The sequence below is a fragment of the Glycomyces halotolerans genome (assembly GCF_054779575.1).
The window spans coordinates 65,480-89,515 of record NZ_BAAGXZ010000007.1; the positions used below are offsets into that span (position 1 = coordinate 65,480).

23 protein-coding genes are annotated in these 24,036 nt (G+C 70.9%); 15 read left to right on the forward strand and 8 right to left on the reverse strand.

Translation table 11 applies throughout. The features are described from left to right. The first annotated feature begins 25 nt into the window (after positions 1-25). The 10 genes from ACYVL2_RS08400 (at position 26) to ACYVL2_RS08445 (ending at position 11,325) form a co-directional block, all read left to right on the forward strand. Positions 26-2,149 (forward strand): cell division protein FtsK, encoded by a 2,124-nt coding sequence (locus tag ACYVL2_RS08400; RefSeq protein ID WP_460542146.1) that lies wholly within the window; start codon positions 26-28, stop codon positions 2,147-2,149. Between the two features lie 133 nt (positions 2,150-2,282). After that, the gene (locus ACYVL2_RS08405) at positions 2,283-2,513 is read left to right on the forward strand and encodes a hypothetical protein (RefSeq protein WP_460542148.1); all 231 of its coding nucleotides are present in this window, start codon (positions 2,283-2,285) and stop codon (positions 2,511-2,513) included. 11 nt (positions 2,514-2,524) lie between these two features. Then, entirely contained in the window at positions 2,525-3,433 is a 909-nt protein-coding gene (locus ACYVL2_RS08410) for a bifunctional DNA primase/polymerase (RefSeq protein ID WP_460542150.1), read from the forward strand. A gap of 23 nt (positions 3,434-3,456) precedes the next feature. Continuing rightward, positions 3,457-4,455, forward strand: a complete 999-nt coding sequence (locus ACYVL2_RS08415; RefSeq protein ID WP_460542152.1) for an AAA family ATPase — start codon at positions 3,457-3,459, stop codon at positions 4,453-4,455. 177 nt (positions 4,456-4,632) lie between these two features. Then, positions 4,633-4,902 carry a helix-turn-helix transcriptional regulator gene (locus ACYVL2_RS08420; protein ID WP_460542154.1) on the forward strand — a complete coding sequence of 90 codons (270 nt, stop codon included), beginning with the start codon at positions 4,633-4,635 and terminating at the stop codon, positions 4,900-4,902. Further along, entirely contained in the window at positions 4,899-6,359 is a 1,461-nt protein-coding gene (locus ACYVL2_RS08425) for a tyrosine-type recombinase/integrase (protein ID WP_460542156.1), read from the forward strand. The genes ACYVL2_RS08420 and ACYVL2_RS08425 overlap by 4 nt, the downstream gene beginning before the upstream one ends. A gap of 260 nt (positions 6,360-6,619) precedes the next feature. Then, positions 6,620-8,047: a hypothetical protein gene (locus ACYVL2_RS08430; RefSeq protein WP_460542157.1), complete on the forward strand. Its 1,428-nt coding sequence runs from the start codon at positions 6,620-6,622 to the stop codon at positions 8,045-8,047. 27 nt (positions 8,048-8,074) lie between these two features. Next, positions 8,075-9,862 carry an NHL domain-containing thioredoxin family protein gene (locus ACYVL2_RS08435; protein ID WP_460542159.1) on the forward strand — a complete coding sequence of 596 codons (1,788 nt, stop codon included), beginning with the start codon at positions 8,075-8,077 and terminating at the stop codon, positions 9,860-9,862. A 129-nt stretch (positions 9,863-9,991) separates the two neighbouring features. Next, on the forward strand, positions 9,992-10,189 hold the full coding sequence (locus tag ACYVL2_RS08440) for a hypothetical protein (RefSeq protein WP_460542161.1): 198 nt from the start codon (positions 9,992-9,994) through the stop codon (positions 10,187-10,189). Between the two features lie 281 nt (positions 10,190-10,470). Next, entirely contained in the window at positions 10,471-11,325 is an 855-nt protein-coding gene (locus ACYVL2_RS08445) for a DUF6042 family protein (RefSeq protein WP_460542163.1), read from the forward strand. Between the two features lie 54 nt (positions 11,326-11,379). Here ACYVL2_RS08445 and ACYVL2_RS08450 read toward each other — a convergent pair whose 3' ends face one another. The 3 genes from ACYVL2_RS08450 to ACYVL2_RS08460 all read right to left on the reverse strand — a co-directional run bounded on the left by ACYVL2_RS08450 (position 11,380) and on the right by ACYVL2_RS08460 (position 14,407). Then, on the reverse strand, positions 11,380-12,297 hold the full coding sequence (locus ACYVL2_RS08450) for a hypothetical protein (RefSeq protein ID WP_460542165.1): 918 nt from the start codon (positions 12,295-12,297) through the stop codon (positions 11,380-11,382). A gap of 74 nt (positions 12,298-12,371) precedes the next feature. Then, entirely contained in the window at positions 12,372-12,959 is a 588-nt protein-coding gene (locus ACYVL2_RS08455) for a hypothetical protein (protein WP_460542167.1), read from the reverse strand. Positions 12,960-12,961: 2 nt separating this feature from the next. Next, the gene (locus ACYVL2_RS08460) at positions 12,962-14,407 is read right to left on the reverse strand and encodes an aldehyde dehydrogenase family protein (protein WP_460542169.1); all 1,446 of its coding nucleotides are present in this window, start codon (positions 14,405-14,407) and stop codon (positions 12,962-12,964) included. Between the two features lie 99 nt (positions 14,408-14,506). On the opposite strand from ACYVL2_RS08460, the gene ACYVL2_RS08465 reads away from it, so the two are divergent. After that, positions 14,507-15,196, forward strand: a complete 690-nt coding sequence (locus ACYVL2_RS08465; protein WP_460542171.1) for a hypothetical protein — start codon at positions 14,507-14,509, stop codon at positions 15,194-15,196. A 258-nt stretch (positions 15,197-15,454) separates the two neighbouring features. Here the strand turns inward: ACYVL2_RS08465 and ACYVL2_RS08470 are convergent, their stop codons facing one another. Next, positions 15,455-15,697 (reverse strand): DUF3073 domain-containing protein, encoded by a 243-nt coding sequence (locus tag ACYVL2_RS08470; RefSeq protein ID WP_460542173.1) that lies wholly within the window; start codon positions 15,695-15,697, stop codon positions 15,455-15,457. A 295-nt stretch (positions 15,698-15,992) separates the two neighbouring features. Further along, positions 15,993-17,063 carry a Glu/Leu/Phe/Val dehydrogenase dimerization domain-containing protein gene (locus tag ACYVL2_RS08475; RefSeq protein ID WP_460542175.1) on the reverse strand — a complete coding sequence of 357 codons (1,071 nt, stop codon included), beginning with the start codon at positions 17,061-17,063 and terminating at the stop codon, positions 15,993-15,995. Positions 17,064-17,296: 233 nt separating this feature from the next. On the opposite strand from ACYVL2_RS08475, the gene ACYVL2_RS08480 reads away from it, so the two are divergent. Continuing rightward, on the forward strand, positions 17,297-18,130 hold the full coding sequence (locus ACYVL2_RS08480) for a hypothetical protein (protein WP_460542177.1): 834 nt from the start codon (positions 17,297-17,299) through the stop codon (positions 18,128-18,130). A gap of 208 nt (positions 18,131-18,338) precedes the next feature. Further along, complete coding sequence (locus tag ACYVL2_RS08485) at positions 18,339-18,560, forward strand: BldC family transcriptional regulator (RefSeq protein WP_460542179.1); 222 nt, start codon at positions 18,339-18,341, stop codon at positions 18,558-18,560. A gap of 508 nt (positions 18,561-19,068) precedes the next feature. Here ACYVL2_RS08485 and ACYVL2_RS08490 read toward each other — a convergent pair. Beyond that, positions 19,069-19,941: an HhH-GPD family protein gene (locus ACYVL2_RS08490; protein ID WP_460542181.1), complete on the reverse strand. Its 873-nt coding sequence runs from the start codon at positions 19,939-19,941 to the stop codon at positions 19,069-19,071. Between the two features lie 61 nt (positions 19,942-20,002). Here ACYVL2_RS08490 and ACYVL2_RS08495 point away from each other — a divergent pair, with 61 nt between their 5' ends. Next, positions 20,003-20,659 carry a hypothetical protein gene (locus ACYVL2_RS08495; RefSeq protein WP_460542183.1) on the forward strand — a complete coding sequence of 219 codons (657 nt, stop codon included), beginning with the start codon at positions 20,003-20,005 and terminating at the stop codon, positions 20,657-20,659. A gap of 8 nt (positions 20,660-20,667) precedes the next feature. Here the strand turns inward: ACYVL2_RS08495 and disA are convergent, their stop codons facing one another. Beyond that, positions 20,668-21,690, reverse strand: a complete 1,023-nt coding sequence (gene disA / locus ACYVL2_RS08500) for a DNA integrity scanning diadenylate cyclase DisA (RefSeq protein ID WP_460542185.1) — start codon at positions 21,688-21,690, stop codon at positions 20,668-20,670. 372 nt (positions 21,691-22,062) lie between these two features. Between disA and ACYVL2_RS08505 the strand changes: the two genes are divergently transcribed. Continuing rightward, positions 22,063-22,656: a hypothetical protein gene (locus tag ACYVL2_RS08505; protein WP_460542187.1), complete on the forward strand. Its 594-nt coding sequence runs from the start codon at positions 22,063-22,065 to the stop codon at positions 22,654-22,656. Positions 22,657-22,661: 5 nt separating this feature from the next. Here ACYVL2_RS08505 and ACYVL2_RS08510 read toward each other — a convergent pair whose 3' ends face one another. Continuing rightward, a complete protein-coding gene (locus tag ACYVL2_RS08510; RefSeq protein WP_460542189.1) occupies positions 22,662-23,948 on the reverse strand; it encodes an adenylosuccinate synthetase in 1,287 nt (428 codons plus the stop codon). Positions 23,949-24,036 lie beyond the last annotated feature (88 nt).

Consider the following 24,036-nt stretch of genomic DNA (forward strand, 5'->3'; position numbering starts at 1 on the left):
GTCCAAGGGAAGGGAACCGAAGACCATGACGATTGAAAGCTACGACTGGCCCGCCGCCGAAGCCGACCTGAACGACCGAGGGCCGCACGAGGTCGAAACCATTCCGCCTGCCGAGGACGGCCGGGCCGACGCCGGGGGTGTACCGGTCGACGACGCCGACGCGATCCGGTCCTGGAACGGCCCGACCGAAACGAAGCGTGAACCGGTGCTGCCGGACTGGGCGCGGTCGCGTACCGCCCTGTACCGCAAAGCCGCCCGGTACGGGCAACTGGTCGCCTACCGGTGCGCGTTCCACGCCGTGCGTCTGCCGCTGTACGGCGGTCGGCTGATGGCGTGGTCTCCGGTGGGTCTGGCGCGGTTCATCGGCGCGGTGTGGCGCTGGGCTTCGGACGCCGAGGGGCGGCCCGCTCGGGCTGATGCGGTGGCCGGTCACGACTGGCAGGCGTACTCATCGCTGGTGCGGTTGCGGGACCGGCACGTGCGCTTCCGTGGCTTCGTCTGCACCGCCACCGGCATCGCCACCGCCGGAGCCGCCACGACCATCGCGGTGGCTGCGCCTCCGGCCCTGGCGTGGGTCGTGGCCGCTTCGATCGTCGCCGGGCTCGGCTTGGTGGGTAAACCGGCCGACAAGCCGCTCGCTACCCGCGCCGTGGTCAAGGCGAAGCTCCAGCCGCTGACGTCGCCGATGGTCGAGCGCGCCCTCGGGCGGATCGGTATCGCCGCGCTCTCCAGCGGTAAGGGCGAGGACCGGCTCAACTGGCCCGCCCCGATCCGTGAGGACGGCCCGGGGTGGCGCGCTGAGATCGACCTCCCCGGCGGGGTGACGGCCTCTGAGGTGATCGATCGGCGTGAGAAGCTCGCCGCCGCCCTCGGTAGGCCCCTCGGGTGCGTGTGGCCCGAGGGAGCGAGCGAGGTCCACCCGGGCCGTCTGGTGCTGTGGGTCGGCCACAAGGACCTGGCCGACGCCAAACCCGTCACCTGGCCCCTGGCCAAGTCCGGCACCGTGGACCTGTTCCGGCCCTTCCCCATCGGCGTCGACCCGAGAGGGCAGGCGGTGACCGGGGAGTTGATGTTCACCAACTGGCTCATCGGCTCCATCCCCGGGATGGGTAAGACGTTCCTGGTCAAGCTCCCGGTCCTCGCCGCCGGGCTCGATGAGCGCGCCGAGGTCCAGGTCTTCGAGCTGAAGGGCACCGGTGACCTGGCGTTCGCCGAGCAGTACGCCACCCGCTACGCGAGCGGCGCCGACGACGACGAGATCGAAGCCGCCCTGGTCGCCCTCCGCGACCTCAGGAAGGAGTGCAAGCGGCGCGCCAGGGTGATCAAGGACCTGCCGCGTGACCTGTGCCCGGAGAACAAGGTCACCCCGGAGCTGGCCTCCCGTAAAGACCTGGGCCTGCATCCCCTCGTGGTCGCCATCGACGAATGCCAGGAGCTGTTCAGCCACCCGGAGTTCGGGAAGGAAGCGGCCGAGCTGGCCGAGAAGATCGTCAAGCTCGGACGCGCCCTGGGCGTGATCCTGATTCTCGCGACGCAGCGGCCCGACAAGGACTCGCTGCCGACCGGTGTGTCCGCGAACGTCGGCACCAGAGCGTGCCTGCGGGTGATGGGGCAGGTCGAGAACGACATGATCCTCGGAACCAGCGCCTACAAGAACGGCGTGCGGGCGACGATGTTCACCCGGCGGGACCGGGGCGTGTTCTACCTGGTCGGCGCGGCCGACGAGCCCTTGATCGTCAAGGGCGCGTTCGTCGACGGCCCCCGAGGCGACGCCATCGCGCAACGCGCCCGCGCCCTCCGCGAAGCCCGAGGCACCCTCAGCGGACACGCGGCGGGAGAGACCACCGCTGCCGAGGGTCCGAGGTTCGATCTGCTCGACGACCTCGCCGCCGTCTGGCCCGCCGGCGAGGCGAACGTCTGGAACTCCACCCTGGTCGACCGCTTGGCGCGGCTCCGGCCCGAGGTCTACGGGGCGTGGGCGGGCCTGGCCGATGAGGACAAGACCGAAGCGCTCACCGCCGCCGTCAAGCCCTACGGGCTCGCCTCCAAGGGCGTGTTCCGCCGCATCGACGGGCGGGCCGTGAACCGGCGCGGCCTGGCCCGAGCCGACCTCGACACCGCCCGCCAGGCCCGCCCTGGAGGCCGCTAGGGGCCGCTAGCGCTAGCGGGCCTGCCGCTATCGATAGCAGACCCGCTAGCGCCCAAAACCCGCATTGACCAGGGTGCTAGCAGCTAGCACCCTCACCCGACCTCACCCAGAAACCGGCCGAAAGGAACCCTCCATGGCCCTGTCCGCTCTCGCTATCGCCGCCGCCCTCGGCGTCTATGTCTTCCGCTGCTGGGCGTTCCCGTTCGCGCCGTGCTGGTGGTGCCGTGGCGACGGCATCCGAGGCGGCACGTTCTGCCGCCGCTGCGACGGCACCGGCCGCCGCGTCCGCCTCGGACGCCGTGCCTTCGACCGCGCCCGCGCCGAATACCGCCGCGGCACCGACCACCGACCGAACAACCGTTGAGAGGACCTGCCGTGACTGCTCACGAACTGCTCACCGCCGCTCTGGCCGCCGCCGGTCGCGGCTGGCCGGTGTTCCCGCTCGTTCCCGGCGGGAAGCGGCCCGCCATCCGCAACTGGGAGACCCGCGCGACCTGCGACCCGGCCCGCATCCGCCGGTGCTGGGAGCACGGTGCGTGGAACATCGGCCTGGCCTGCGGCCCGGCCGGACTGCTCGTGGTCGACCTTGACCGACCCAAGGGCGACCAGCAGCGCTACAACGCCGATGGGTCGATCTACACCGGCGCGGTCGGCTACGACCAGGCCGCCGCCGAAGCAGACGGAACCACCGGGTTCGGCTCGACCTTCACCGTCGCCACGCCCTCGGGCGGCTGGCACCTGTACTTCGCCGCCCCGTCCGGTGTCGAGCTGCGCAACACCGCCTCGACCCTGGCGTACCTGGTCGACACCCGCGCGACCGGCGGCTACGTCCTCGCGCCCGGTTCGCTGGTCGACGGCAAGCCCTACACCGTTACCTGTAAGGCCGATCCCGCGCCGCTGCCTGGCTGGCTCGCTGAGCGGCTCGCACCGGCCCCAAGGCCCGCGCACGGTGGCCCGAGGACGCCTGCGGCGGCTCCTGCTCGCCTGCGCCGCGTTGAGCGGCGCACGGCCCGCATCGAGCGGTATCTGACCGCCGCCATCGCCCGCGAGACCGCCTCGGTGGCCACCGCTGCCGAGGGCGGGCGCAATCACCGGCTCTACTGCGCCGCTGTCGCCCTCGGGCAACTGGTCGCAGGCGGCTACCTCGCCGAAGCCGAAGCGGCCGAGCCGCTCACGCAAGCGGCCGGCACCGCCGGGCTCGGCGAGCTGGAGACCGCGCGCACGATCCGCTCCGGCCTGACCGCCGGAGCCAAGAACCCTCGCCACCTGCCCGAAACCCACTAGCCCACAACCGGAAGGAAGCACCAATGGCCGACACCGAGACCGGCTTCGACACCGCTAGCGCCTTCGAAGCGCCGAAGTACCAGACCGCTTGGAATGCCGCTGAGCTCATGGCTGCGACGTTCCCCGAACCGAACTGGGCCGTGCCCGGCATGATCTGCGAGGGACTGTCGCTACTGTGCGGCCCGCCGAAGGTCGGCAAGTCCTGGGCCTCGCTCGCTCTGGCCCTCGCCATCGCCTCCGGCGGCAAGGCGTTCGGCAGTATTCCCGTCGACGCTGGCCCCGTGCTCTACCTGGCATTGGAGGACACCGCCCGGCGCCTGCAAGCCCGTATCCGCACGGTGCTGGGCGACCAGCCCGCGCCCGAGGCGCTCACCATCGTGACCGAGTGCCCCCGCCTGGACCGGGGCGGCGCCGAAGCCATCGACGGCTGGTTGACCGCCCACCCTGACGCCAAGCTCGTTGTCATCGACGTGTTCGCCAAGCTGCGCCCGGCCGCCGCGCCGGGGACCGGCGCATACGACGCCGACTATGCCGCTGTCGGCGCGATCAAGCGCCTAGCGGACAAGCACGCGGTCGCCATCGTGTGCGTTCACCACATCCGCAAGGCCGGAAGCGAGGACTACTTGACCGAGGTTTCCGGCACCAATGGCATTGCTGGAGCCGCCGACGCAACGCTCGTGCTCAAGCGCGCACGCGGGCAGGCTGACGGGCTGCTTCAGATCACCGGCCGGGACGTCGAAGAGGTCGAGCACGCCTTGCGGTTCGACCCGCTCACCGGGACTTGGCATCTGCTCGAAGGCGATCCGAGGCTCCACACGACCACCGACACGCGCGGAACGATCCTCGCCTACCTCAAGGACCACCCCGACAGCGGCCCGCGAGCGATCGCTACCGGGACCGGCATCAAGGAGCCGACCGTTAAGGGCGCGGTCAAGCGCATGGCCGCTGAAGGCTGGCTGACCGCCGACGCTTCCGGGCGCTACCGCGTTGCAGAGACCACCGAAGCCGAGGAGCTGTGGTGAGCCCTGGCGCATCCGACGCATCTCACGCATCCGACGCATCTCCAAGCCTCTGACCTGCGCAAACCAGGGATGCGTACGGACGTTCGAACATCCCTGAACCGGACATTCAGGCAAAGAACAGTCGGCCCCGGTGCTAGCGACACCGGGACCGACCAAAAGAAAGGTTGTGACCCCAGCATGACACCCAAGAATCCGCGCGCCGTGGCGGCCCGCCGCCGCGCCGAACGGCGACGGGCCTACCGCAGCCGACTGCTCAGCGTCGACGAAATGCTTGAGCGCCTGGGAGACGAGAACGGGCCGCTGTCCCGTCGCACCTGGCAGGCCTGGCGCGCCTGCGGCAAGGCACCGAAGTGCTACAAGCTCCCGAACGGGCGCGTCGTCTGCACCGTCGACGAGTTCGAGCGCTGGTTCGAGAACCTCATGGAGGAGACGGGAGTGGCCGCATGAGGACCAGTCGCGATGTCGTCATCTACAAGATTCGAACGGTCAAGGGAGCCACGAAGCGGCCGTACAACCTCCGCTGGAGGGTCGGCAAGGGGACCAAGCCGTTCAGCGAGTACTACGCCTCCGAGGACGCCGCCAAGGGGCGCGAAGCAGACCTCCGGTACCACCTGGGCAAGGGCGCGGCGTTCGACTGCGAGACCGGCCTGCCGCTGCCTATCCTCGCCGAGGAAGAGGAGCGACGCCGAAGGGAAGCCGAAGCCGCGGGAGTCCAACCGACCGTGACCGTGTTCGAGGAGGCACGGGCCTACGCTGCGGCGAGGTGGGAGCACAGCTCGGGCAACTATCGAGCTGCCATCGCCGACACGATGCGGGACGTGCTGACCGCACTACTGCCTGAACGTCCGGCCTGGATAACTGCTCAACGACTGAGCCTCACCCTGCGGAACTTCGCGTTCAACCCACGCGAGGACCTCGACACTCTCAAGGAAGACGACCCCGAGTCTTACGACGTGCTCGCGTGGGCCGGGGAGCACTCACCGGGTGTGGAGGTACTGGCCGACCTCGCGACCGTCCGCGCGATCCTGCACGAGTTCACGCAGTGCTGGGCCGACCGCAAGTACCGCGAGCGTCGACGGGCGGGCGCGAAGCACTTCGAAAAGCGTCGTGCGATCTTCTCCGGCTTTCTGAAGCACCTGCTCGTAAACGGCATCCTCGACGACAACCCGCTCGCAAACCCGCGACTCGGATGGAAGCGGCCGACCGACCTGCAAACGGTCGACAAGGTGAGCCCGCGTGAGGTCGGCAACCGCCGCCAAGTCGAAGCCATGCTCTCCGCCGTCAGTTACACCGGGCTCCACGGCGAGCGTTACATGGCGTTCTTCGCGCTGATGTATTACGCCATGCTCCGACCCGAGGAAGCCGTCATCCTGCAATGCGACCAGTGCGAGTTGCCCCGGAAGACCGGCGCATGGGGGCAACTGACGCTGGAGGAGTCCTCATCGTGGGCGGGCAGGCGGTGGACCACCGAGGGCACGCCGAGTGAGAGGAGGCCACTAAAGCACCGTGGCAAGGGAGAGACACGACCGGTACCGCTGCCGCCCCGTGGCGTAGAGATACTCCGCGCCCACCTCGACCGGTTCCCGCCACGGCCCGACGGGCTGCTCTTCACGACACCAAGCGGCAAGAAGCCGACGCACGGGACGCTGGCGCGCATCTGGCAGGACGCACGCCAGCTCGGGCAGGGAGCGGCCGAGCGGCGTAGCCTGCTGCTGCACCGGCCGTACTCGCTACGGCACTCGGGCATCTCGATGCGCCTCTATGCGGGTGTGCCGCCGGTCCAGGTCGCCGAATGGGCGGGACATACGGTCTCAGAGCTTCAGGAGACCTACGCCAAGGTGATCGAGGGCTACGAACGGCGCTGGGAACAGCAGATAGACGCGTTCCTCGACGAGTCGGAATAGTTGCGGCGTGGATACCCCGTGGATACGATTCACGGGGTATCCACGTATATAGAGGTAGTGGTGCACTTCTGAGTTCATGAGGGGTGGGCTACGACCGGCGCCCGGCCTCTATCTTTGCCACAGGCGTTCGTCACCTGACGCCGGGCTTCGCCGCGACTGGGTCTTACCCTTTCGAGTGAGAGTGTGCGCTGCTGCTGTACCGTGTGCTTCGTCCGGCGTTCCCAGGGGCGGCGGACCGAAAGCACCATTGAGGAGCAGCCGTGACCTCCGAGCAAGGCAACGCGTCAGAGCAGGGCAAGACCCCCGAGGACGGGGCCGCCGAGAACAGTGCCCCCGCAGAGGAGCGCCCGACCCAGGCCAGCGCCCCTGAGCCTGACGTCGCCCCCGAAGCCGAGGCCGCCTCCGAGCCGCAGCCGGCCGACGAGAGCGCCTCTGAGACCGGCGAGGCCGACACGCCCGCCGAGCAGCCGGCCGACGCGGTCGAGCCCGCCGATGCCCCGGCGGACGAGCCCGCCGCCGAGCCGTCGGTCGACGAGGGCCAGACCCAGGCCGTGCCCGCCGACTCCATCGACGTCGAGATCCCCGAGGCCCCGGCCGCAGAGGCCCCCGCGCAGGTGCCGCCGGCGCCGCCCGAGCCTCCCGCGCCCGCCGAGCAGCCGGCGCCGAGCCCCGCTCCGGACGACGACGAGGGCACCACCGTGCTGCGTCCGGCCGCCGATGCCGCCCCCTCCGGTCAGGAGCCGCCCTCCGGAGGCGTCGAAGACGAGCGCACCGAAGTGCTCCCGCCCCAGGGCGTCGGATTCAACCCGCCCCCGCCGGTCGGAGGCGAAGCGCAGCAGCCGCAGCAGCCCCAGCCGAGTCCTCAGCGGCCGCAGCAGAGCCCCCAGCAGCAGGCCTCGCCCGCTCCGGCCTGGCCGTCGCCGCCGAACCCGCTCGGCGCGGTCATGCCGCCGGCCAACCAGCCGCCGCAGGCGCCCCCGCCGATGCCGCCCGCCGCTCAGCAGCCTCCGCAGCCGCCGGGCCCGCCGCAGTCCGACGACACCCAGCGCCTCATCATCGGCGCTCAGTCGCCGCAGAGCGAACCGCCGCAGCAGCCGGGATACGGCTACCCGCAGCAGCCGCCGATGCCGCAGGACCAGCAGATGCACCCGGGGATGCACCCCGGCGCCCAGCAGCCCGGCTACTCGCAGCCGGGCCAGATGCCGCCGGGCTCCGTGCCGCCGGGCTCCGTGCCCCCCGGCTCGGTCCCTCCCGGTCAGATGCCTCCGGGCATGGGCGGCCAGTATCCGCCGCCGCAGCAGCCGAAGCAGGGCAAGAAGTGGCTGGTGCCGCTCATCGTGATCGTCGCGGTCGTCGTCATCGGCGCCGCGGCGGCGGCCGCGTTCTTCATGTTCCGGCCCCCGACGTTCGAGCCGGGCGGGTGCGTGCGCCACACCGGCAACGACACCGCCGAGGCCATCGAGTGCGAAGAGGCCGTCGAGGGCGAGGACTACGAGATCACCTCCGAGGTCTCCGACGGCCAGGAGTGCGCCGACGCGGGCCGCGAGACCCTCACCGTCGGCGACGCCTCCGACCCCGAGGCCGTCTACTGCCTCACGCTCATCGGCGCCGAGGACGCCGGCGACGGCGGTGGCGAGGGCTCCGGCGAGGAGCCGTCCGAGGAAGCGACCTCCGAGGACGCGGAGTAGGCACAGCACGCGCGCTAGGCTCGTCGCGTGACACAGTCTCGCGTGCGCGCGGCCGCGCTCGTCGGCCGCGGCTGGCTCAACACCGGCGGCCGGCGGCTCGACCTCGACAGCCTCCGCGGCAAGGTCGTGGTCCTGGACTTCTGGACGTTCTGCTGCATCAACTGCCTGCACGTCCTCGATGAGCTGCGGCCGCTGGAGGAGCGGTACGGCGACGCGATGGTCGTCGTCGGCGTGCACTCGCCGAAGTTCGACCACGAGCGCGACGCCGAGGCCCTGGCGGCCGCCGTCGAGCGCTACGACATCCGCCATCCGGTGCTCGACGATCCCGACCTGGTCACCTGGGACGCCTATGCGGCGCGCGCCTGGCCGACGCTCGCGGTGATCGACCCCGCCGGCTACGTCGTCTCCACGATGGCCGGCGAGGGGCATTTCGAGGCGCTCGACGCGATCGTCGGCGACCTGGTGGAGCGGCACACCGCCGACGGGACGCTGCGGCCGGAGGGCTCGCCGTTCGTGGCCCCGGCGCCGAGCGAGACGACACTGCGGTTCCCCGGCAAGGCGATCGAGCTGCCGGGAGGCGACCTCCTGGTCACCGACTCGTCGCGCCACCGGCTGGTCCGGCTGGCTCCCGATCTGGAGACCGTCGTCGACGTCATCGGCACCGGCGAGCGCGGCCGCGCCGACGGCGTCGAGGCCCGCTTCAGCGAGCCGCAGGGACTCGCCCTGCTCCCCGGCGAGGTCGCCGAGCGGGTCGGTTACGACGTGGTCGTGGCCGACACCGTCAATCACCTGCTGCGCGGGGTCCGCCTCGCCGACGGCTCGGTGTCCACGGTCGCCGGCACGGGCCGCCAGTGGCGGACGGACGGCGGCGCCGACGCGGCGACGGAGGTCGACCTCTCTTCGCCGTGGGACGTCGCGTGGTTCGACGGCGGGATCGTGGTCGCCATGGCCGGCATCCACCAGCTGTGGCGCTTCGACCCGGTGGCCGGTACGGCCCGCCCCTGGGCGGGCACCACCGTCGAGAGCCTCAAGGACGGACCGCTCGGCGAGGTCTGGATGGCCCAGCCGTCCGGTCTGGCCGCAGACGGGGACCGGCTCTGGCTGGTCGACGCCGAGACCTCGTCGCTGCGCTATGTGGAGGACGGCCGGATGAGCACCGCGGTCGGGCAGGGCCTGTTCGACTTCGGGCATGTCGACGGGCCCGCGGGGGAGGCGCTCATGCAGCATCCGCTCGGCGTCGGTGTCCTGCCCGGCGGCGCCGTCGCGGTCGCCGACACCTACAACGGCGCGCTGCGCCGCTACGATCCGGCCACAGGGGAGGTCGCGACGTTGGCGACCGATCTCGCCGAACCCAGCGACGTGCTGGTGGCCGGCGGCCGGACTGTGGTGGTCGAATCGGCCGCGCACCGCCTGACCGCGCCCGCGGTGGCGGCGTCGGTCGTGGACGGCGAGCACCATCGGGTCACGCGCAAGCGCACCGAGGTCGGCCCCGGTCGGCTGCGCCTGGAGGTCGTGTTCGAGCCCGCGGCCGGGCAGAAGCTCGACTACGGCTTCGGGTCGCCGATCGCGATGACGGTGTCGGCCGACCCTCCCCAGCTGCTGGCGTCCGGATCGGGCGCGGGTGAGGAGCTCGGGCGCGACCTCGAGCTGGCCGCCGGCGTCGAGCGCGGGGTGCTGCAGGTGGTGGCCCAGGCCGCGACGTGCGACGCCGAGGCCGAGCACCCGGCGTGCCACCTCACCCGCCAGGACTGGGGCGTGCCGATCGAGGTCGTCGACGGCGGTTCGGATACGCTGCGGCTGGTCCTGCGGTCCTGATCCGGCGGAACGACCGCTTTGACAACGATTTGCGAGATTTCGACTCCGGGCGGCGTGTCGCCGGACGGCGCGAGGCCGGCCGGCATTAGCTTGGGCCGGATCACGTCGCTCGCTCAAGGGAGGAACCCAGTGACCGCCGAGGCGCAGGCCGAGGAACGTTACGCAGAGTACGAGCACTGGCTCGTCGTCAACCCCGCCGACCAGATCGTGGAGGTCGGTCAGCTCCTGGCGCAGCAGGTCAGGACCCTCGAGTACCTCGCCGCCGAGTACGCAGGCGACTTGGCAGGCTTCGAACCGGACCTTTCCGGTATTCAGCCGAACGGCTAGCCGACAGGGGCCGTCCGGTCGATATTCGCCGATATCGATCGGAGTAACGTCGGCTGCGGCGCGACAGGTGCATCGTCCGGCGAACGGGGCTTTGGCCCTGTTCTGTCGGGCGCATCCGACGCGCGGCGAGCCGCCTCGGCGTGAAGGGCACTCAACGGGCACTGAGCAACACCGACAACAGACCGCCGAGGCGGCTTTCTCCGCGGCCGTTCCGCTACCGGCGTAACAGTGCGCGGCCTCCGCGGCCGAGCGGTGTCGCAGTTCGCTGCTACCGTCGATACGTGGAAGCTTTCGAGAGGCCATTCGGCGGCGACGAGCCCGGACCGGTCCAAGCCCCGATGCATCCGGCGTGGATCCGCCTGATGCCATGCAGCATCGAGCTGTTCAGGACCGTGCCGCAGCTGGATCCCTTCCCCGCCTCCTGGTGGGCCGACGTCTTCCCCGACGACGACATCTGGAACGAGCCGGTGTGGTGCGACCCCGGTGACGTCGACGACTGGATCGCCGAGGCCCGCGAGCACAACTACGGCGCCTCGCCCGAAGTGGTCGAGAAGGAGGCCCGCGAGGAGTACGACCGGGCCACCGCCCAGCGCAGCGAGCGCATCACCACCTTCACCACCCACTGCGAGCGCTCGGGCCTGCCGGTGCCCCATACGGTGCGGGACCTGCTCGAATTCCTGCTGGCGATCGGCCTGTACCGCGGCGAGCACCGCGACGGCCAGCTGTACGTGGCCCCGCAGTTGTACATCAACCCGTTCGACGTGCTGACCTTCGACAAGCTCGGCGCCATCGAGGAGGCCGCCGATCAGCGCGGGGACCTCGAGGAGCTCACCGCCATCGCGATCCGCAGGGCCGGGGGCGTGGAGTACGAGTTCGACGACGAGGGCCACTTCTCGCTGCCGGGCGACGCCGAGTCGGTGATCGTCACCCTGACTCTGGCCGCGCTCAGCGACGAGTCGGACGTGCCGCCGCAGGTCATCCGCGGCATGCTCATGGAGCTGGCCGAGGACGGCGACGTCGTCTCCTCGGCCGACCTGGCCACGGTCGGGATCAGCGAGGAGTTCGACCTGACCGCCTCGGACGACCTCCTCGGCGGCTATCCGAACGACGAGCTGCTGCCGCCCGAGCACGCCTGAGCCGGCACCGCGGGGCCGCTGGAGATCACGGTGGGGGCCGCCGTGCTCGGCCGGTCAACGCTCGTCGCCGCACAGCAGGGCCGTGGTCAGGCCCTCGACGTCGGTGATCTGCCAGAACAACTCACCGCTCGAGCAGTCCGATGAGGCCTCCTCGGCCTCCTCGGCGCTGAGGTCGCGCGGCTGGTCGAACTCGATGGTGTCGGCCACTTCGTACAGTGCCGGCTCGGAGTCGCACGGCACCGACCACCAGGTGTCGCTGTCGTCGAAGCAGTCTCCGGTGTCCGGTGTGATCGGCAGGCGCCCTTGTTCGTCGGGGTTGCCGAGGGCTTCGACGCACAGGAGCTCCTCGACGCTGCCGGTCGCGCTGTCGTAGGTGAAGTACCAGTCGGTCCACGGCTCACCGATGGCGAACCGGCCGTACTCTTCGCCGCACACGTCGTAGGCGGCCTGCAGGTCGTCGAGCCGTCCCTCCTCGTCGACGGTGGCCTCGACACTGTCGTCGGCGGCGGTGACGGTCCAGAACGCTTCGTCGCTCTCGCACGTGGTGGTCAGGTCGAACGTGTTGTCCCGCAGGGTCGGCTCCTGGGGCAGGCAGGCGCCGACCGCTTCGGCGATCGGCGGCGGGCCCGTGGTCTCCTCTTCGGCGCCGGTCGTCTCCTCGGCTTCGGCGGTGGTCGTCTCGATCGCCGATGGCTCCTCGTCGTCGCCGGACAGCATGAGGAAGGCCGCGACGGCGGCGGCCAGCAGCAGCACCACCGCGATGACGATGCCGATGATCAGCCCGGTCCTGCCCCCGCCTCGCTTCGGCGGCGGCGCGAACGGTTGCTGGTAGTCGCCTTGTCCGTACCAGGCCGGCTCGCCTCCGGCGCCTTCGGGGCCCGGGCCTCCGTGCGGCCGCGGATCCGGTTCGCCGTGCGGTTCGGGCGGCCGGCCGCCGGGAGGCGGGGGACCGTAGTTGGGAGGCTGGACCATGCCACCAGGCTAAGAACTATCTCCCGCAGTGTCCCGCGAATCGGCCGATCGGGCCGCTCATGGCTCGACGCCTGTCAATAGGCGAAGTCGCACGCCTTCCACCGGCCGTCCTCGACGACCAGTTCCACGGTCCCGGCATCGGATTCGACGCCGTAGATGACGAACGCGACGTCGACCTCCACCCCGTCGCCCGTCTCGCGGGAGTCGGTGGCGACCATCTCGTCGATGAGGCTCACGTAGTCCTCGCCGAGCGTGTCGCGAACGGTCGCGCCCATGGTCTCGAGGTCGGTGAGGTAGTAGCCGGGATCGGAGCAGACCAGATCCTCGGCGCTCTCCTCGCTGACGCCGTAGAGGATCGTCGCGACCGCCACGGCGACCGTCTCGGGGTCGCCGCCGGCGTCCGCGTCGCCGGCGTCGGTGGCGGCCTCCTCGCCTTCGACCGTCGCCGAACTCTGATCGGCGGTCCCGCCGTCGGACGCGGCGGGCCGGCCGTCGTCGCGGTTGGCCAGGAACGCCACGAGCAGGATCGAGCCGAGGACCACCGCGGTGCAGGCGACGACGATCCCGCCGATCAGCCCGAGGTTCCGCCGTCCGGAAGGGCGGTCCCCGCCCGGCGGCGTGTAGGGGTGCTGGGGCTGATACGGAGTGGGGGCGTAACTCATGGTCACAGGGTATCGGGCAGGATCAACACCCGTTCGGTCGTGTAATCCTCCATAGCGGACCTCACGCCTTCGCGTCCCACCCCGGAGGCCTTGACGCCGCCGTAGGGCATCTGGTCGGCCCTGAACGAGGGCACGTCGCCGACGACGACCCCGCCGACCTCGAGTTCGCGGTGGGCCCGCATCGCCTGCGGCAGGCTCTCGGTGAAGACCCCGGCCTGGAGCCCGTAGCGGGAGTCGTTGATCGCCTCCAGCCCGGCGGTGAAGTCCTCGACGCGCTGGAGCACCAGCACCGGCCCGAAGACCTCCTCGCGCAGCACCTTCGCGTCGGGCCGCACGTCGGTCAGCACCGTCGCCTCCAGGGTCGCGCCGGAGCGGGGCCCGCCGCCGCACAGGATCTTCGCGCCGCCCTCGACCGCGTCGGTGATCCACGTCTCGACCCGTTCGGCGGCCTCGGCGCTGATCATGGGCCCGACCTTGCAGGACGGGTCGTTGGGGTCGCCGGCCGGGAGGGCCTGGACCTGCTCGGTGATGCGCTCGGCCATGTCGGCGAACGCGGCGTCTTCGATGTAGACGCGTTGGACGGCGATGCACGACTGGCCGGCCTGGTAGTTGGCGAACGTGGCGATCCGCTCGGCGGCCCAGTCGCGCTGGGGGTAGTCGGCGGCCACCAGCACGGCGCCGTTGCCGCCGAGTTCGAGTGTCACGTGCTTCTCGGGCACGTTGCGGCGGATCTGCGCGCCGACCGGGCCGGAGCCGGTGAAGGAGACCACCGGCAGCCGCGGGTCCTCGACCAGGCCGCCCGCGCGGTCGTTGGGGACCGGCAGGACCGAGACCATCGCCGCCGGCAGCTCGGTCTCGGAGAACAGGGCGCCCAGATGCAGCGCGGACAGCGGTGTCGCCGGAGCCGGCTTGACCACGATCGGGCATCCGGCGGCGATGGCGGGCGCGACTTTGTGCGCCACCAGGTTCAGCGGGAAATTGAACGGTGTGATGCCTAGCACGGGGCCGCGCGGGAAGCGCCGCACGATCGCCATGCGGCCGTCGGCGGCCGGGTCGGTGTCGAGGCGCTGGACCTCGCCGGTGAAGCGGCGGGCCTCCTCGGCGGCCCACCGGAAGGTCGAGACCGCCCGGCGCACCTCCACTCGGGCCCACGAGATCGGCTTGCCGGACTCGGCGGTGATGAGTTCCGCGGTCGTCTCGGCCTCCTCGTCGAGGCGGCGCCTGACGTGCTCGAGCGCCTCGGCGCGCACGTGCGCAGGCAGCGCCGCGCATTCGTCCGCGGCGCCGGCGGCGGCCGCGACCGCGGCCTCCACCTGCCCGCCGGTGGCCCAGGACGTGGCTCCCACGGGCGAGTCGTCGAACGGGTGCGTGACGAAGAATTCCTCCTCGCCGTGCTGGGGGCGGCCGGCCACCCAAATAGGCGAAACGGGACGGAGATGTTGCGACATGGTTCAAGCCTACGGGCTCCCGGCGGGAACGTGCCGCCATCCGGCTCGCGATGGCCCCCACTGGGGCCGGTTCTTGCGGACGCAAGGCATGATGGGGCCATGAGTGAACAGCAATCAGGTGCGGGCTACCCGCAGCAGCCGACCTCCGGCCAACCGCAGCAACAGGCGTACCAGGCGCCGCAGTACGCCTCGCCCCAGGCGCAGTACCAGGCCCAGCAGCAGTACGCGGCCTACACCCAGCCCGGGCCGTCGCTGTTCGAGAAGCTCGGTGTCCCCTCGATGTCCGCCATCCTCGGACTCAGCGGGCTCGGCGCCCTGATCCTGTCGGGCCTGATCGCCGGCACCAGTGACTCCACCCAGCTCGGGGAATTCGTCGGCTGGCAGTTCGACGGGGTGCAGACGACTCTCGTGGCCGTGATCGTGATGTTCGCCTTGACGATGTTCGCCGGGGAGCGGCTGCGCGGGCTGTGGAAGTCGCTCACGATCGCCGCGGCGGCGGTGTTCCTGGCCAAGACCCTGTACGCCCTGCTCTCGCTCGGCGACGGCAGCAGCGCTTCGGACGCTTCGGCCTGGATCGGACTGCTGCTCTTGATCGCGGCCTACGGGCTGTTCGTGTTCGGCGCGATCATGGTGCCCGGCTCGGCCGAGGCCGCCGAGGCCAAGGCCGCCGCCAAACAGCAGCAGGCCGCTCAGGCGGCGCAGCAGGCCCAGCAGCAACAGCAGCAGGCCGGCGCCTACGGGCAGCAGACGACGCAGCAGAACCAGTGGCCTCAGGCCCCGCAGCAGTAGGCTTCGGGCGGGGACACTGAAGGGGCGGTCGGTGACCGCCCCTTCTTGTGCGTTGTCGGTAGTGCCGCTGTTCAGCGGCCCGTCGCCGAATGTTCAGGAATCTGCGTGCATCGCCGTTCCACCGGGTGCGCGAACCGAAGGCGGGATCGGAGGACCGAAGCGGAGCCGAGCGGAACGCGTCGTGCCGGAGGCACGGGATGTGGGATCGCAGGTGCCTGGCGGGTCGGACCTGCCCTGGCCCGCGTTCAGGCGGGCCGATTACGGGGCGGGTCGTAACTCCTTGTCCGGCGGGAGCCAGTCCTCTTCGCGGATATCGTCGTCGTCCGCGTTGTACCGTTCGGCGTAAGCGGAGAACTCGTCGTCCTCGGATCGCTCGTCGTCCATGCTTTCGCGCGCACCGGCCAGCTCGCGCTCCAGCGCGCGCAGGTCGGTGTTCGGAGCATGGTACTTGAGCTTCCGAGCCACTTTGGTCTGCTTTGCCTTAGCTCGGCCGCGCCCCATATGGCTCGACCCCCTCGCACAGAAATCATCGGGGCAGCCGATAAGGCGCCCCGGCATGCTTGCAATCTCTTCGTGGCTCCTACGGTACAACCTTGCGGCGCTCGATTGCATCCCGGCCCATGAGTTGGATGCCACAGATTATCGGTCATCCGGTCGATACCGGGTCGATTTCCGGCCCGCGGGCCCCGGGGCCCGCGGGCCGTTCGGCGAGCCCCGGCCGCCACTGTGGCCGGAGCGTCGCGACGCCTTCGTCACCGCGTGGCGGGACGACCGCCTGCGGTTCGGGAGGACCCGCTCACCGGAAGAGGCGCAGGCGCTGCAGCCTGCCGACCGCGGTCATGCGCTCCTCGGCGATGGTCTCGGCGGCGGCCTCGGGGATCGTGCCCTCGGCGTCGGCGCGTTCGAGGATCCGTGCGGTGGTGTCGAAGATCAGCGCCGTGCGGCGCCTGGCGCGCTCGAAGTCGAAACCGCCGCCGTACTCGTCTGCGACCTGGATCACGCCGCCGGAGTTGACGACGTAGTCGGGGCAGTAGAGCACGCCGGCGCGGTCGAGTTCGGCGGCGACGCCGGGCTCGGCGAGCTGGTTGTTGGCCGCTCCGCACACGACTTCGGCGTCCATGATCTTGAGCGCGTGCTCACTGAGCACCCCGCCGAGCGCGCAGGGAGCGTAGACGTGCAGGCCCGAGGAGATGAGCTCGTCGGTGTCGGCGACGAGCCGCACCTTCGGGAAGTGCTCGGCCGTCCACGCCCGCGCGGCGTCGGAGACGTCGGTGGCGACGATGTCGGCGCCGGCCTCGGTCAGGTGCGGCAGCAGATGGCGCCCGACCTTGCCGAGCCCGGCGACGCCGACGGTCCGGCCGGACAGGTCGTCGGTGCCCCAGCGGTGGCGGGCGGCGGCGCGCATGGCCTGGAAGACGCCGAAGGCGGTGAGGATCGAGGAGTCCCCGGCGCCCCCGGCCTCGGGGGAGCGGCCGGTGACATGGGCCGACTCGCGCGCGACCAGGTCCATGTCCTCCACATAGGTCCCGACGTCGCAGGCGGTCACGTAGCGTCCGCCGAGGCTCTCGACGAAGCGGCCGTAGGCGCGCAGCAGCGCCTCGCTCTTGCCGGTGGCCGGGTCGCCCCAGATGACGGCCTTGCCGCCGCCGTGGTCGAGCCCGGCGATCGCGTTCTTGTACGCCATGCCCTCGGACAGGTGCAGCACGTCGGTGAGGGCCTCTTCCTCGGTGGCGTACGGATAGAAGCGCGTGCCGCCGAGGGCCGGTCCGAGCGCGGTCGAGTAGATCGCGATGATGGCGCGCAGTCCCGAGTCGGGGTCGTGGCAGAAGACGACCTGCTCATGGCCGCTGTCGTCGAAGATGCTCATGGCTTGCTCTCCAGTTCTGCGAGCGGACGGCCCGCCCGCTCGACGTTCGGCCGGGTCGCGGCCGGGGCGTTTCGGTGTAGCGCGGGTATGCCTACGCCCACAGTCTATGACTTCGGTCGCCGCCCGTCGCGGAGGTGATCGCCGGCCCGTCGCGCCGGTGCGCCCGAAGCGGATCGGACCCGGTCCCGAAGGCCCCGGCGCCGCGTGCTCGGGACTGTGGAAGTATCTGGCTCGTGTACGCACCGCACGCCTCGTATCTGCGCGTCTATGAGCCGGCAGGCGCTTTGGCCGACGCCGACTACTGGCGGGCCTACGCGGCGTCCGGACGCGCGGTCGACACCGCCGACGGCCCCCGCAAGCGCCGAGAGGCGCTCTACGAGCGCATCGGCTGGCCCTGGCGCGGCGTTCCCTCCTTTCCCCGCGAGGCCTACGTCATCGACCGCGGCGATGGCGATCCGCTGGTCTGCCCGTGGAACCTGCGCTACCGCGTCGCGCAGTCGGCTCTGGAGCTGCGGCACCTGACGCCCGAGGCGGTGGCAGAGGCGCTCGTGCCGCCGGAGTTCCTGGCCTCGGCCGCCGAGGTGGTCGCCCACGACGAGGGCGTCGACCGCCACGAGGCGCCGGCCGACGCCCACGAGCAGGTCGCCGCCTGGTCGGTGCCGCTGCGCTGGTTCGCCTGCGTCAGACCGGCCGACCGCGAGCTCGTGGCCGGGGACGGGCCGCCTCGGCTGCGCTACCGGACCCCGATGGCCAAGGCCCGCACCCAGCTGGTGGTCGCGCGCAACCTCATCCGCGCCGAGTTCGGCGACGACGCCGATCTGGCCGCGGCGCTCGCCGAGACGACCGAGTGGCTGGAGGGCTTCCACGCCGACTCGGTCGTCGAGCTCGACTACGGCGGACTGGTCTCCCGCATGGACGAGCGGGAGCTGCGGCGCGAGGACTCGGTCGACCTGACCTGGGAGGCGCTCGACCGGCTCGGCGACGGCGAAGCCGAGGCGGCGCAGGAATGCTATGCGCGCCTAGTGGAACGGTGGCGTGATCGTCGTCTCCAAGAGCGCCTGAACTGAGCGCTCCACCCCTTTGCGGCGGGCCCGTCCAGCTTTGTATTCTCCTGTGGAGTGATCACTCGTATGAGGCCGGGGCGCGGAAGGTCTAGGTAAAATCGACCGTTCGGCCTATGTCGGACATCTACGACAGCACGGACGATTGGAGAAGGAACGAATCGAGGCTGCGGCAGCCGGTGATTCCAAGCCCGTCTGTGGAGGAGACTGAACGATGACGACAGACTTGAACCTTCCGGTTGAATCAGAGGCCCTGCTCACCCCCTCGGAGGTCGCCGCGATGTTCCGCGTCGACCCCAAGACCGTGACCCGCTGGGCCAAGGCCGGCAAGATCTCGGCGATCCGCACGCTCGGCGGCCACCGCCGCTACCGCGAGTCCGAGATCCGCGCCCTCATCAACGGGGACATCCCCGGACAGCGCGAATCCGGCGAGTGAACCGGATCGGCCGGACCGCCCTGCCGGCCGAATCCGACGACGGACGTCGAGCGCGGGTCCCCCCTCAGGGGCCCGCGTCATACACCGAGAGAGCCGCCCGCACGTCAGTGCCGGCGGCTTCGTCGTGTCCTGGACGAGACGTGACGGTGCCGCCGGGGTCAGAGCGCGCGGTACCTCGGCGGCATCGTCGTCGCCCGGTCGCCTCGCCGGTCCCTGCGGCGCGGCGTCCACCTCGTCTGCTTTCATGCGGCCGGTCCGCGGTCGACGCGACGTTGTGATGGCGCGAGCCGCGTCGTCGTGTTCTCTGGCCGACCGCGCGGGGGCGGTCGAGGCGGCAGGTGTTCGGCTCCGGCACCGGCGGTGAGCACGGGCCGCGAGGCCCGTCCGGCGCCCCACTTGTGTGAGAAGCGGAGTTGGACCCGGAGCCGCCGATCGTGGGATCGGCACCGACCGAGCATCGTGAAGTTGTCTCAATTCCCGAGATTAACAGCGTGAGGGCCGCTTGTCATCAACTCGGCAATTCGAACCGGCCCTTTTCGTCGGTGGCGATCAATCCCTCGCTGACCAGCTGCGCCACCGCCTCGTCGAGCATCCGGCGATCGGGCCACAGCGCGGCGATCCGGTCGGGCTCGACCGGCCCGTCGGCCTCTCGCAGCGCCCGCATGATCTCTCCGCGCGCGTGCCGGTTGGTGCCCTTGTAGCGCTGGCGCTTGCGGCTCGGTCCGGCCGGGACCTCCCGGCCGGAGAATCCGCACAGGTCGGTCACCGGGCAGGAGGCGCACTCGGGGGTCCTGGCCGTGCACACCAGCGCCCCGAGCTCCATCAGCGCCAGGGACAGCCTGGCCGCGGTGCCCGCCGCCTCGGGCAGCAGCGCTTCGGCCGCGGCGATGTCGGCCTTGGTCGTCGCCGTCCCGGCGTCGGGCTCGCCGCCGAGCCGGGCGACCACCCGGCGGACGTTCGTGTCGACCACGGGGTGGCGCCCGCCGTAATGGAAGACCGCCACGGCCGCGGCCGTGTAGACGCCGATGCCCGGCAGCCGCTCGAGTTCGGCCGGATCGGAGGGCACTTCGCCGCCGTGCCGTTCGGCGACGATCCGTGCGCATTCCTGGAGGCGCAGCGCCCGCCGCGGATAGCCCATGCGGCCCCAGGCTCGCAGCACTTCGGCGGTCGGCGCCGCGGCCAGGTCCTCGGGGGTCGGCCAGCGCTCCATCCACGCCTCCCACACCGGAGCGGCGCGGGCGACCTGCGTCTGCTGGCTCATGACCTCGGAGACCAGCACGCCCCAGGCGGTCGTGCCGGGCCTGCGCCACGGCAGGTCGGTGCGGGACTGGGCGTCGAACCAGGGGATGAGCCTCTCGGCGAGCCGGTCGGGTGCGAGCATGTCCCCCATTGTCCGCGTGTAGTTCCGCCGATCGGGACCGAGGGTGCGCTAGCGTCCCGACGTGCAGGGTTTGAAGGGCAAGTTCGTCAAGGGCTCCGAGCCGGCCTCGGTCTACTGGCGGCGCCGGGCGATCGTGGCCGCGGCCGCCGTGGTGCTGACGCTGGTGATCGTGCTCGTCGTCAAGGCGCTCGGCTCGGGCGGCGGGGCCAGTGCCGAAGGCGGCGCCGACCGCTCGGCGTCCGCATGGGCCGAGCCGTCGTCGTCGAGCACCCTCAAGCGGCCCTACATCTCCGCGCCGCCCGAAGGCGAACCGAGCCCGGAGCCGACCACGCCGGCGGTGCCGGCCTGTCCGGAGGCCGATCTCATGCTGCAGGTGGTCGCCGCCTTCGAGGAGGCCCGTGCCGGCTCCGAGGTCCCCGTGAGCGTCCTGGTGGCCTCCGGTGCGGACCGGACCTGCACGGTCGAGTTGAGTCGCGTGGAGGTGGAGCTGGCCGCCGGCACCGACCTGGTCTCCTCCACGGCCCACTGCGAGAGCCTGGAGGAGCGGGAGGTGGAGCTCGAGGCGGGCGCGGGGGAGACGGTGGAGCTGCGGGTCGACGGCCTGGCCTCCGAGCCCGGCTGCGAGGGGGAGCGCCGCCGCCTCCCGGCCGGCGACTACGAGCTGCGGGCGCGCCTCGGCGAGGCGGTCTCGCAGCCGACGTCGCTGCGCTTCACCTGAGACGGGACCTAGATGTAGCGGTCGAGGATCGACACCTCGGCCAGGCGGGTGAGGCTCTCGCGGATGTTCTGGGCCCGGCCCGGACCGATCCCGTCGACGCCCTGCAGGTCCTCGACCGAGACTCCCAGCAGCTCCGGCAGCGACCGGAAGCGGCTGACGACGCGTTCGACGACCGCTTCGGGCAGCCTGGGCACCTTCGCGAGCATCCGGTAGCCGCGCGGGCTGACGCGCCGGTCGAGCACGTCGGGTGAACCGGGGTAGCCCAGCGACCGTGCCACGGCGGCCAGGTCCAGCAGTTCGGTGGAGCTCATCTCGTCGACTTTGCGGAGCGCTTTGGGGAAGTCGGCGCCCTCGGGCAGGTAGTCGCGGACGATCAGCTCGCGGTCGATGTCGACCCCGGCCATGAGCTCGTCGAGTTGCAGCGCCAGCAGTCGCCCGTCGGTGCCGAGTTCGATGACGTGGCCTTCGACCTCGTCGGCGATGTGGCGGGCCATCTCGAGCCGCTGCAGGACCGTGACCGCGTCGCGGACGGTCACCAGGTCTTCGATCTCGAGGCTGGAGAGGTTCGCGGCGACCTCGTCGAGGCGCTGCTTGTAGCGCTCGAGCGTCGCCAGGGCCTGGTTGGCGCGCGAGAGGATCTTCGTGGACGGCTCCAGCAGGTGGTGCACCGGCCCCATGTAGAGGCCGATGGTGTGCATCGACTGGCTCACCGAGATGACCGGCAGGCCGGTCTGCTTGGCCACCCGCTCGGCGGTGCGGTGGCGCGTGCCCGACTCGGCCGAGAAGATCGACGGGTCGGGCATGAGGTGGACTCCGGCCCGCACGATGCGCGAGCCGTCGTTGGTCAGCACCACCGCCCCGTCCATTTTGCACAGTTCGCGCAGGCGCGTGGCGGAGAACTCCACGTCCAGCTCGAACCCTCCGGTGCACATCGACTCCACCGTCTGGTCGCAGCCGACGACGATGAGCGCGCCGGTCCGGCCCCGCAGGATGCGCTCCAGGCCGTCGCGCAGCGCGGTTCCGGGAGCCATCGTGGCCAGTGTGGCGCGTAGGCCTTCATCCGGGATCGCCGGCACGGGTACCCCCAATAGGTGGACTACCGATCCGGCGCGAGCCGGTCGGACGGTGCGAGCCGACGCCCGGAGTCGGCGGGCGACTCACGTGCTCCGCCGGAAGGGGGTGGACGAAGCGGACATCGGGTTGACACCAGTGTACGGACGGCGCGGCGCCGACCGGGAACCGCATTTCGCGACCGGGGCGAGAATACGCGTCCCTTTGCGGTGGTTCGCGGTGAATATCCTGCCGTATCGACGATGTTCACCGCCTCACACCCCCGCCGCGCGAGCGACCCTCTACCCGACGGTAGCCCTCGCTGGCTACAGTTGCGCACGGGAGGTGGCCAGGTGCGAAGAAGCTCGGAATGGACCGTGGTCGAACGCAGCTCTCCCACCAGAAGGATCTCCTCCCTGGTCCTCTACGCGTTCGTCTGCGCCGCCGGCATCGGCGCGCTCGCCTGGCTCGTGCACACCGAACCGCCGACGCTCGACTCCGGCGAGCCGAACCCGGTGGTCGCCCTCCCCGGATTCTTCACCGTCATGTCGCTGCTGGGAGCGCTGTTCTTCCTGGTGCCGCTGATTCGGCCCCCGAAGCTCTCGGTCAACCACTTCGGCCTGCGCGTCCGCCCCAGCTTCGGCAAGGTCCTGCTCATCCCCTGGAGCAACGTCGAGGAACTGGCGGCGATCACCGTCGGCTCCCGCAGGAGAGGCCACTCCTATCTCCTGCTGGCCACCGACGTCTACCTCGGCCGCGGCGGCTCCGACCGCCCCGGCTTCGTCGACCGCTCGGTCCTGCGCGAGGCCAACCGCGCCACCGAAGGGCTCGTCGCCGGCTTCGACCTGGCCATGCGCTGCAACGACTTCAAACCGCAGCCGCAGCAGCTGCTGGCCCGCCTGGCCTCCTACGCCCCCGGCCACGTCCAGGTCGTCGACCGCCTCTGACCGGCTCAGAGCATGCTGTGCCGGATGATGTTCTCCTCGCGGCCCGGACCGACGCCGATGACGCTGACCCGCGCCCCGCACAGCTCCTCGAGCCGTTCGATGTACGACTGCGCGTTGGCCGGCAGCTCCTCGAACTTGCGGCACTCCGAGACGTCCTCCCACCAGCCGTCGTGGTACTCGTAGACCGGCTTGGCGTGGTGGACGTCGGTCTGGGTCATCGGCATGTCCTCCACGACCTCGCCGTCGACCTCGTAGCCCACGCAGATCGGCACCCGCTTGAGCTCGGAGAGCACGTCGAGCTTGGTCACGAACAGGTCGGTGATCCCGTTGACGCGCACCGCGTAGCGGCCGAGCACCGCGTCGAACCAGCCGCAGCGGCGCCGCCGCCCGGTGGTCACGCCGTACTCGCCGCCGCGCTTGAGCAGGAACTCGCCGTGCTCGTCGTGCAGCTCGGTCGGGAACGGACCGGAGCCGACGCGGGTCGTGTAGGCCTTGATGATCCCGATGGCCGTGGTGATCTTGTTCGGCGCGATGCCGGTGCCCACGCAGGCCCCGCCCGTGGTCGGGTTCGACGAGGTCACGAACGGGTAGGTGCCGTGGTCGACGTCGAGCATGGTCGCCTGCGCCCCTTCGAGGAGCACGTTCTTGCCGGACTCGAGCGCCCGGTTGAGCAGCAGCCGGGTGTCGGCGATGTAGGGCTTGAGCCGCTCGGCGTAGCCGAGGTACTCCTCGGCCACCGCCTCCGGATCGATCGCCTTGCGGTTGTAGACCTTCACCAGGATCTGGTTCTTCTCGCGGAGGATCGCCTCCAGCTTCGCGGTGAGGATCCCCGGGTCCAGCAGGTCCTGCACGCGGATGCCCATGCGGGCGACCTTGTCGGCGTAGGTCGGGCCGATGCCCCGGCCGGTCGTGCCGATCCGCGACGAACCCAGGTAGCGCTCGACGACGCGGTCCAGCGCCCGGTGGTGCGGCATGATCAGGTGGGCGTCCGCGGAGAGTTTCAGGTTCGAGACGTCGACCCCGCCGGCGGTGAGCTCGTCGAGCTCGGAGATGAGGAACTTCGGGTCCACCACGACGCCGCCGGCGATCACCGGCACGACTCCCGGAGTGAGGATCCCGACCGGAACCAGGTGGATGGCGTACTTGGTGCCGTCGGGCGTCACGACCGTGTGCCCGGCGTTGTTGCCGCCCTGGTAACGCACGACGTAGTCCATGTCGGCGCCGAGCAGGTCCGTGACCTTGCCCTTGCCCTCGTCGCCCCACTGCGTTCCGACGACCGCGATCGCTGGCATCTGCCCATCCTCCCGGGAAGTTGATCACCCGATTACCGACTAAGCGTACTGGCACTGTCCGACGCCAGGTCTCACCAGGCCCGAGCGC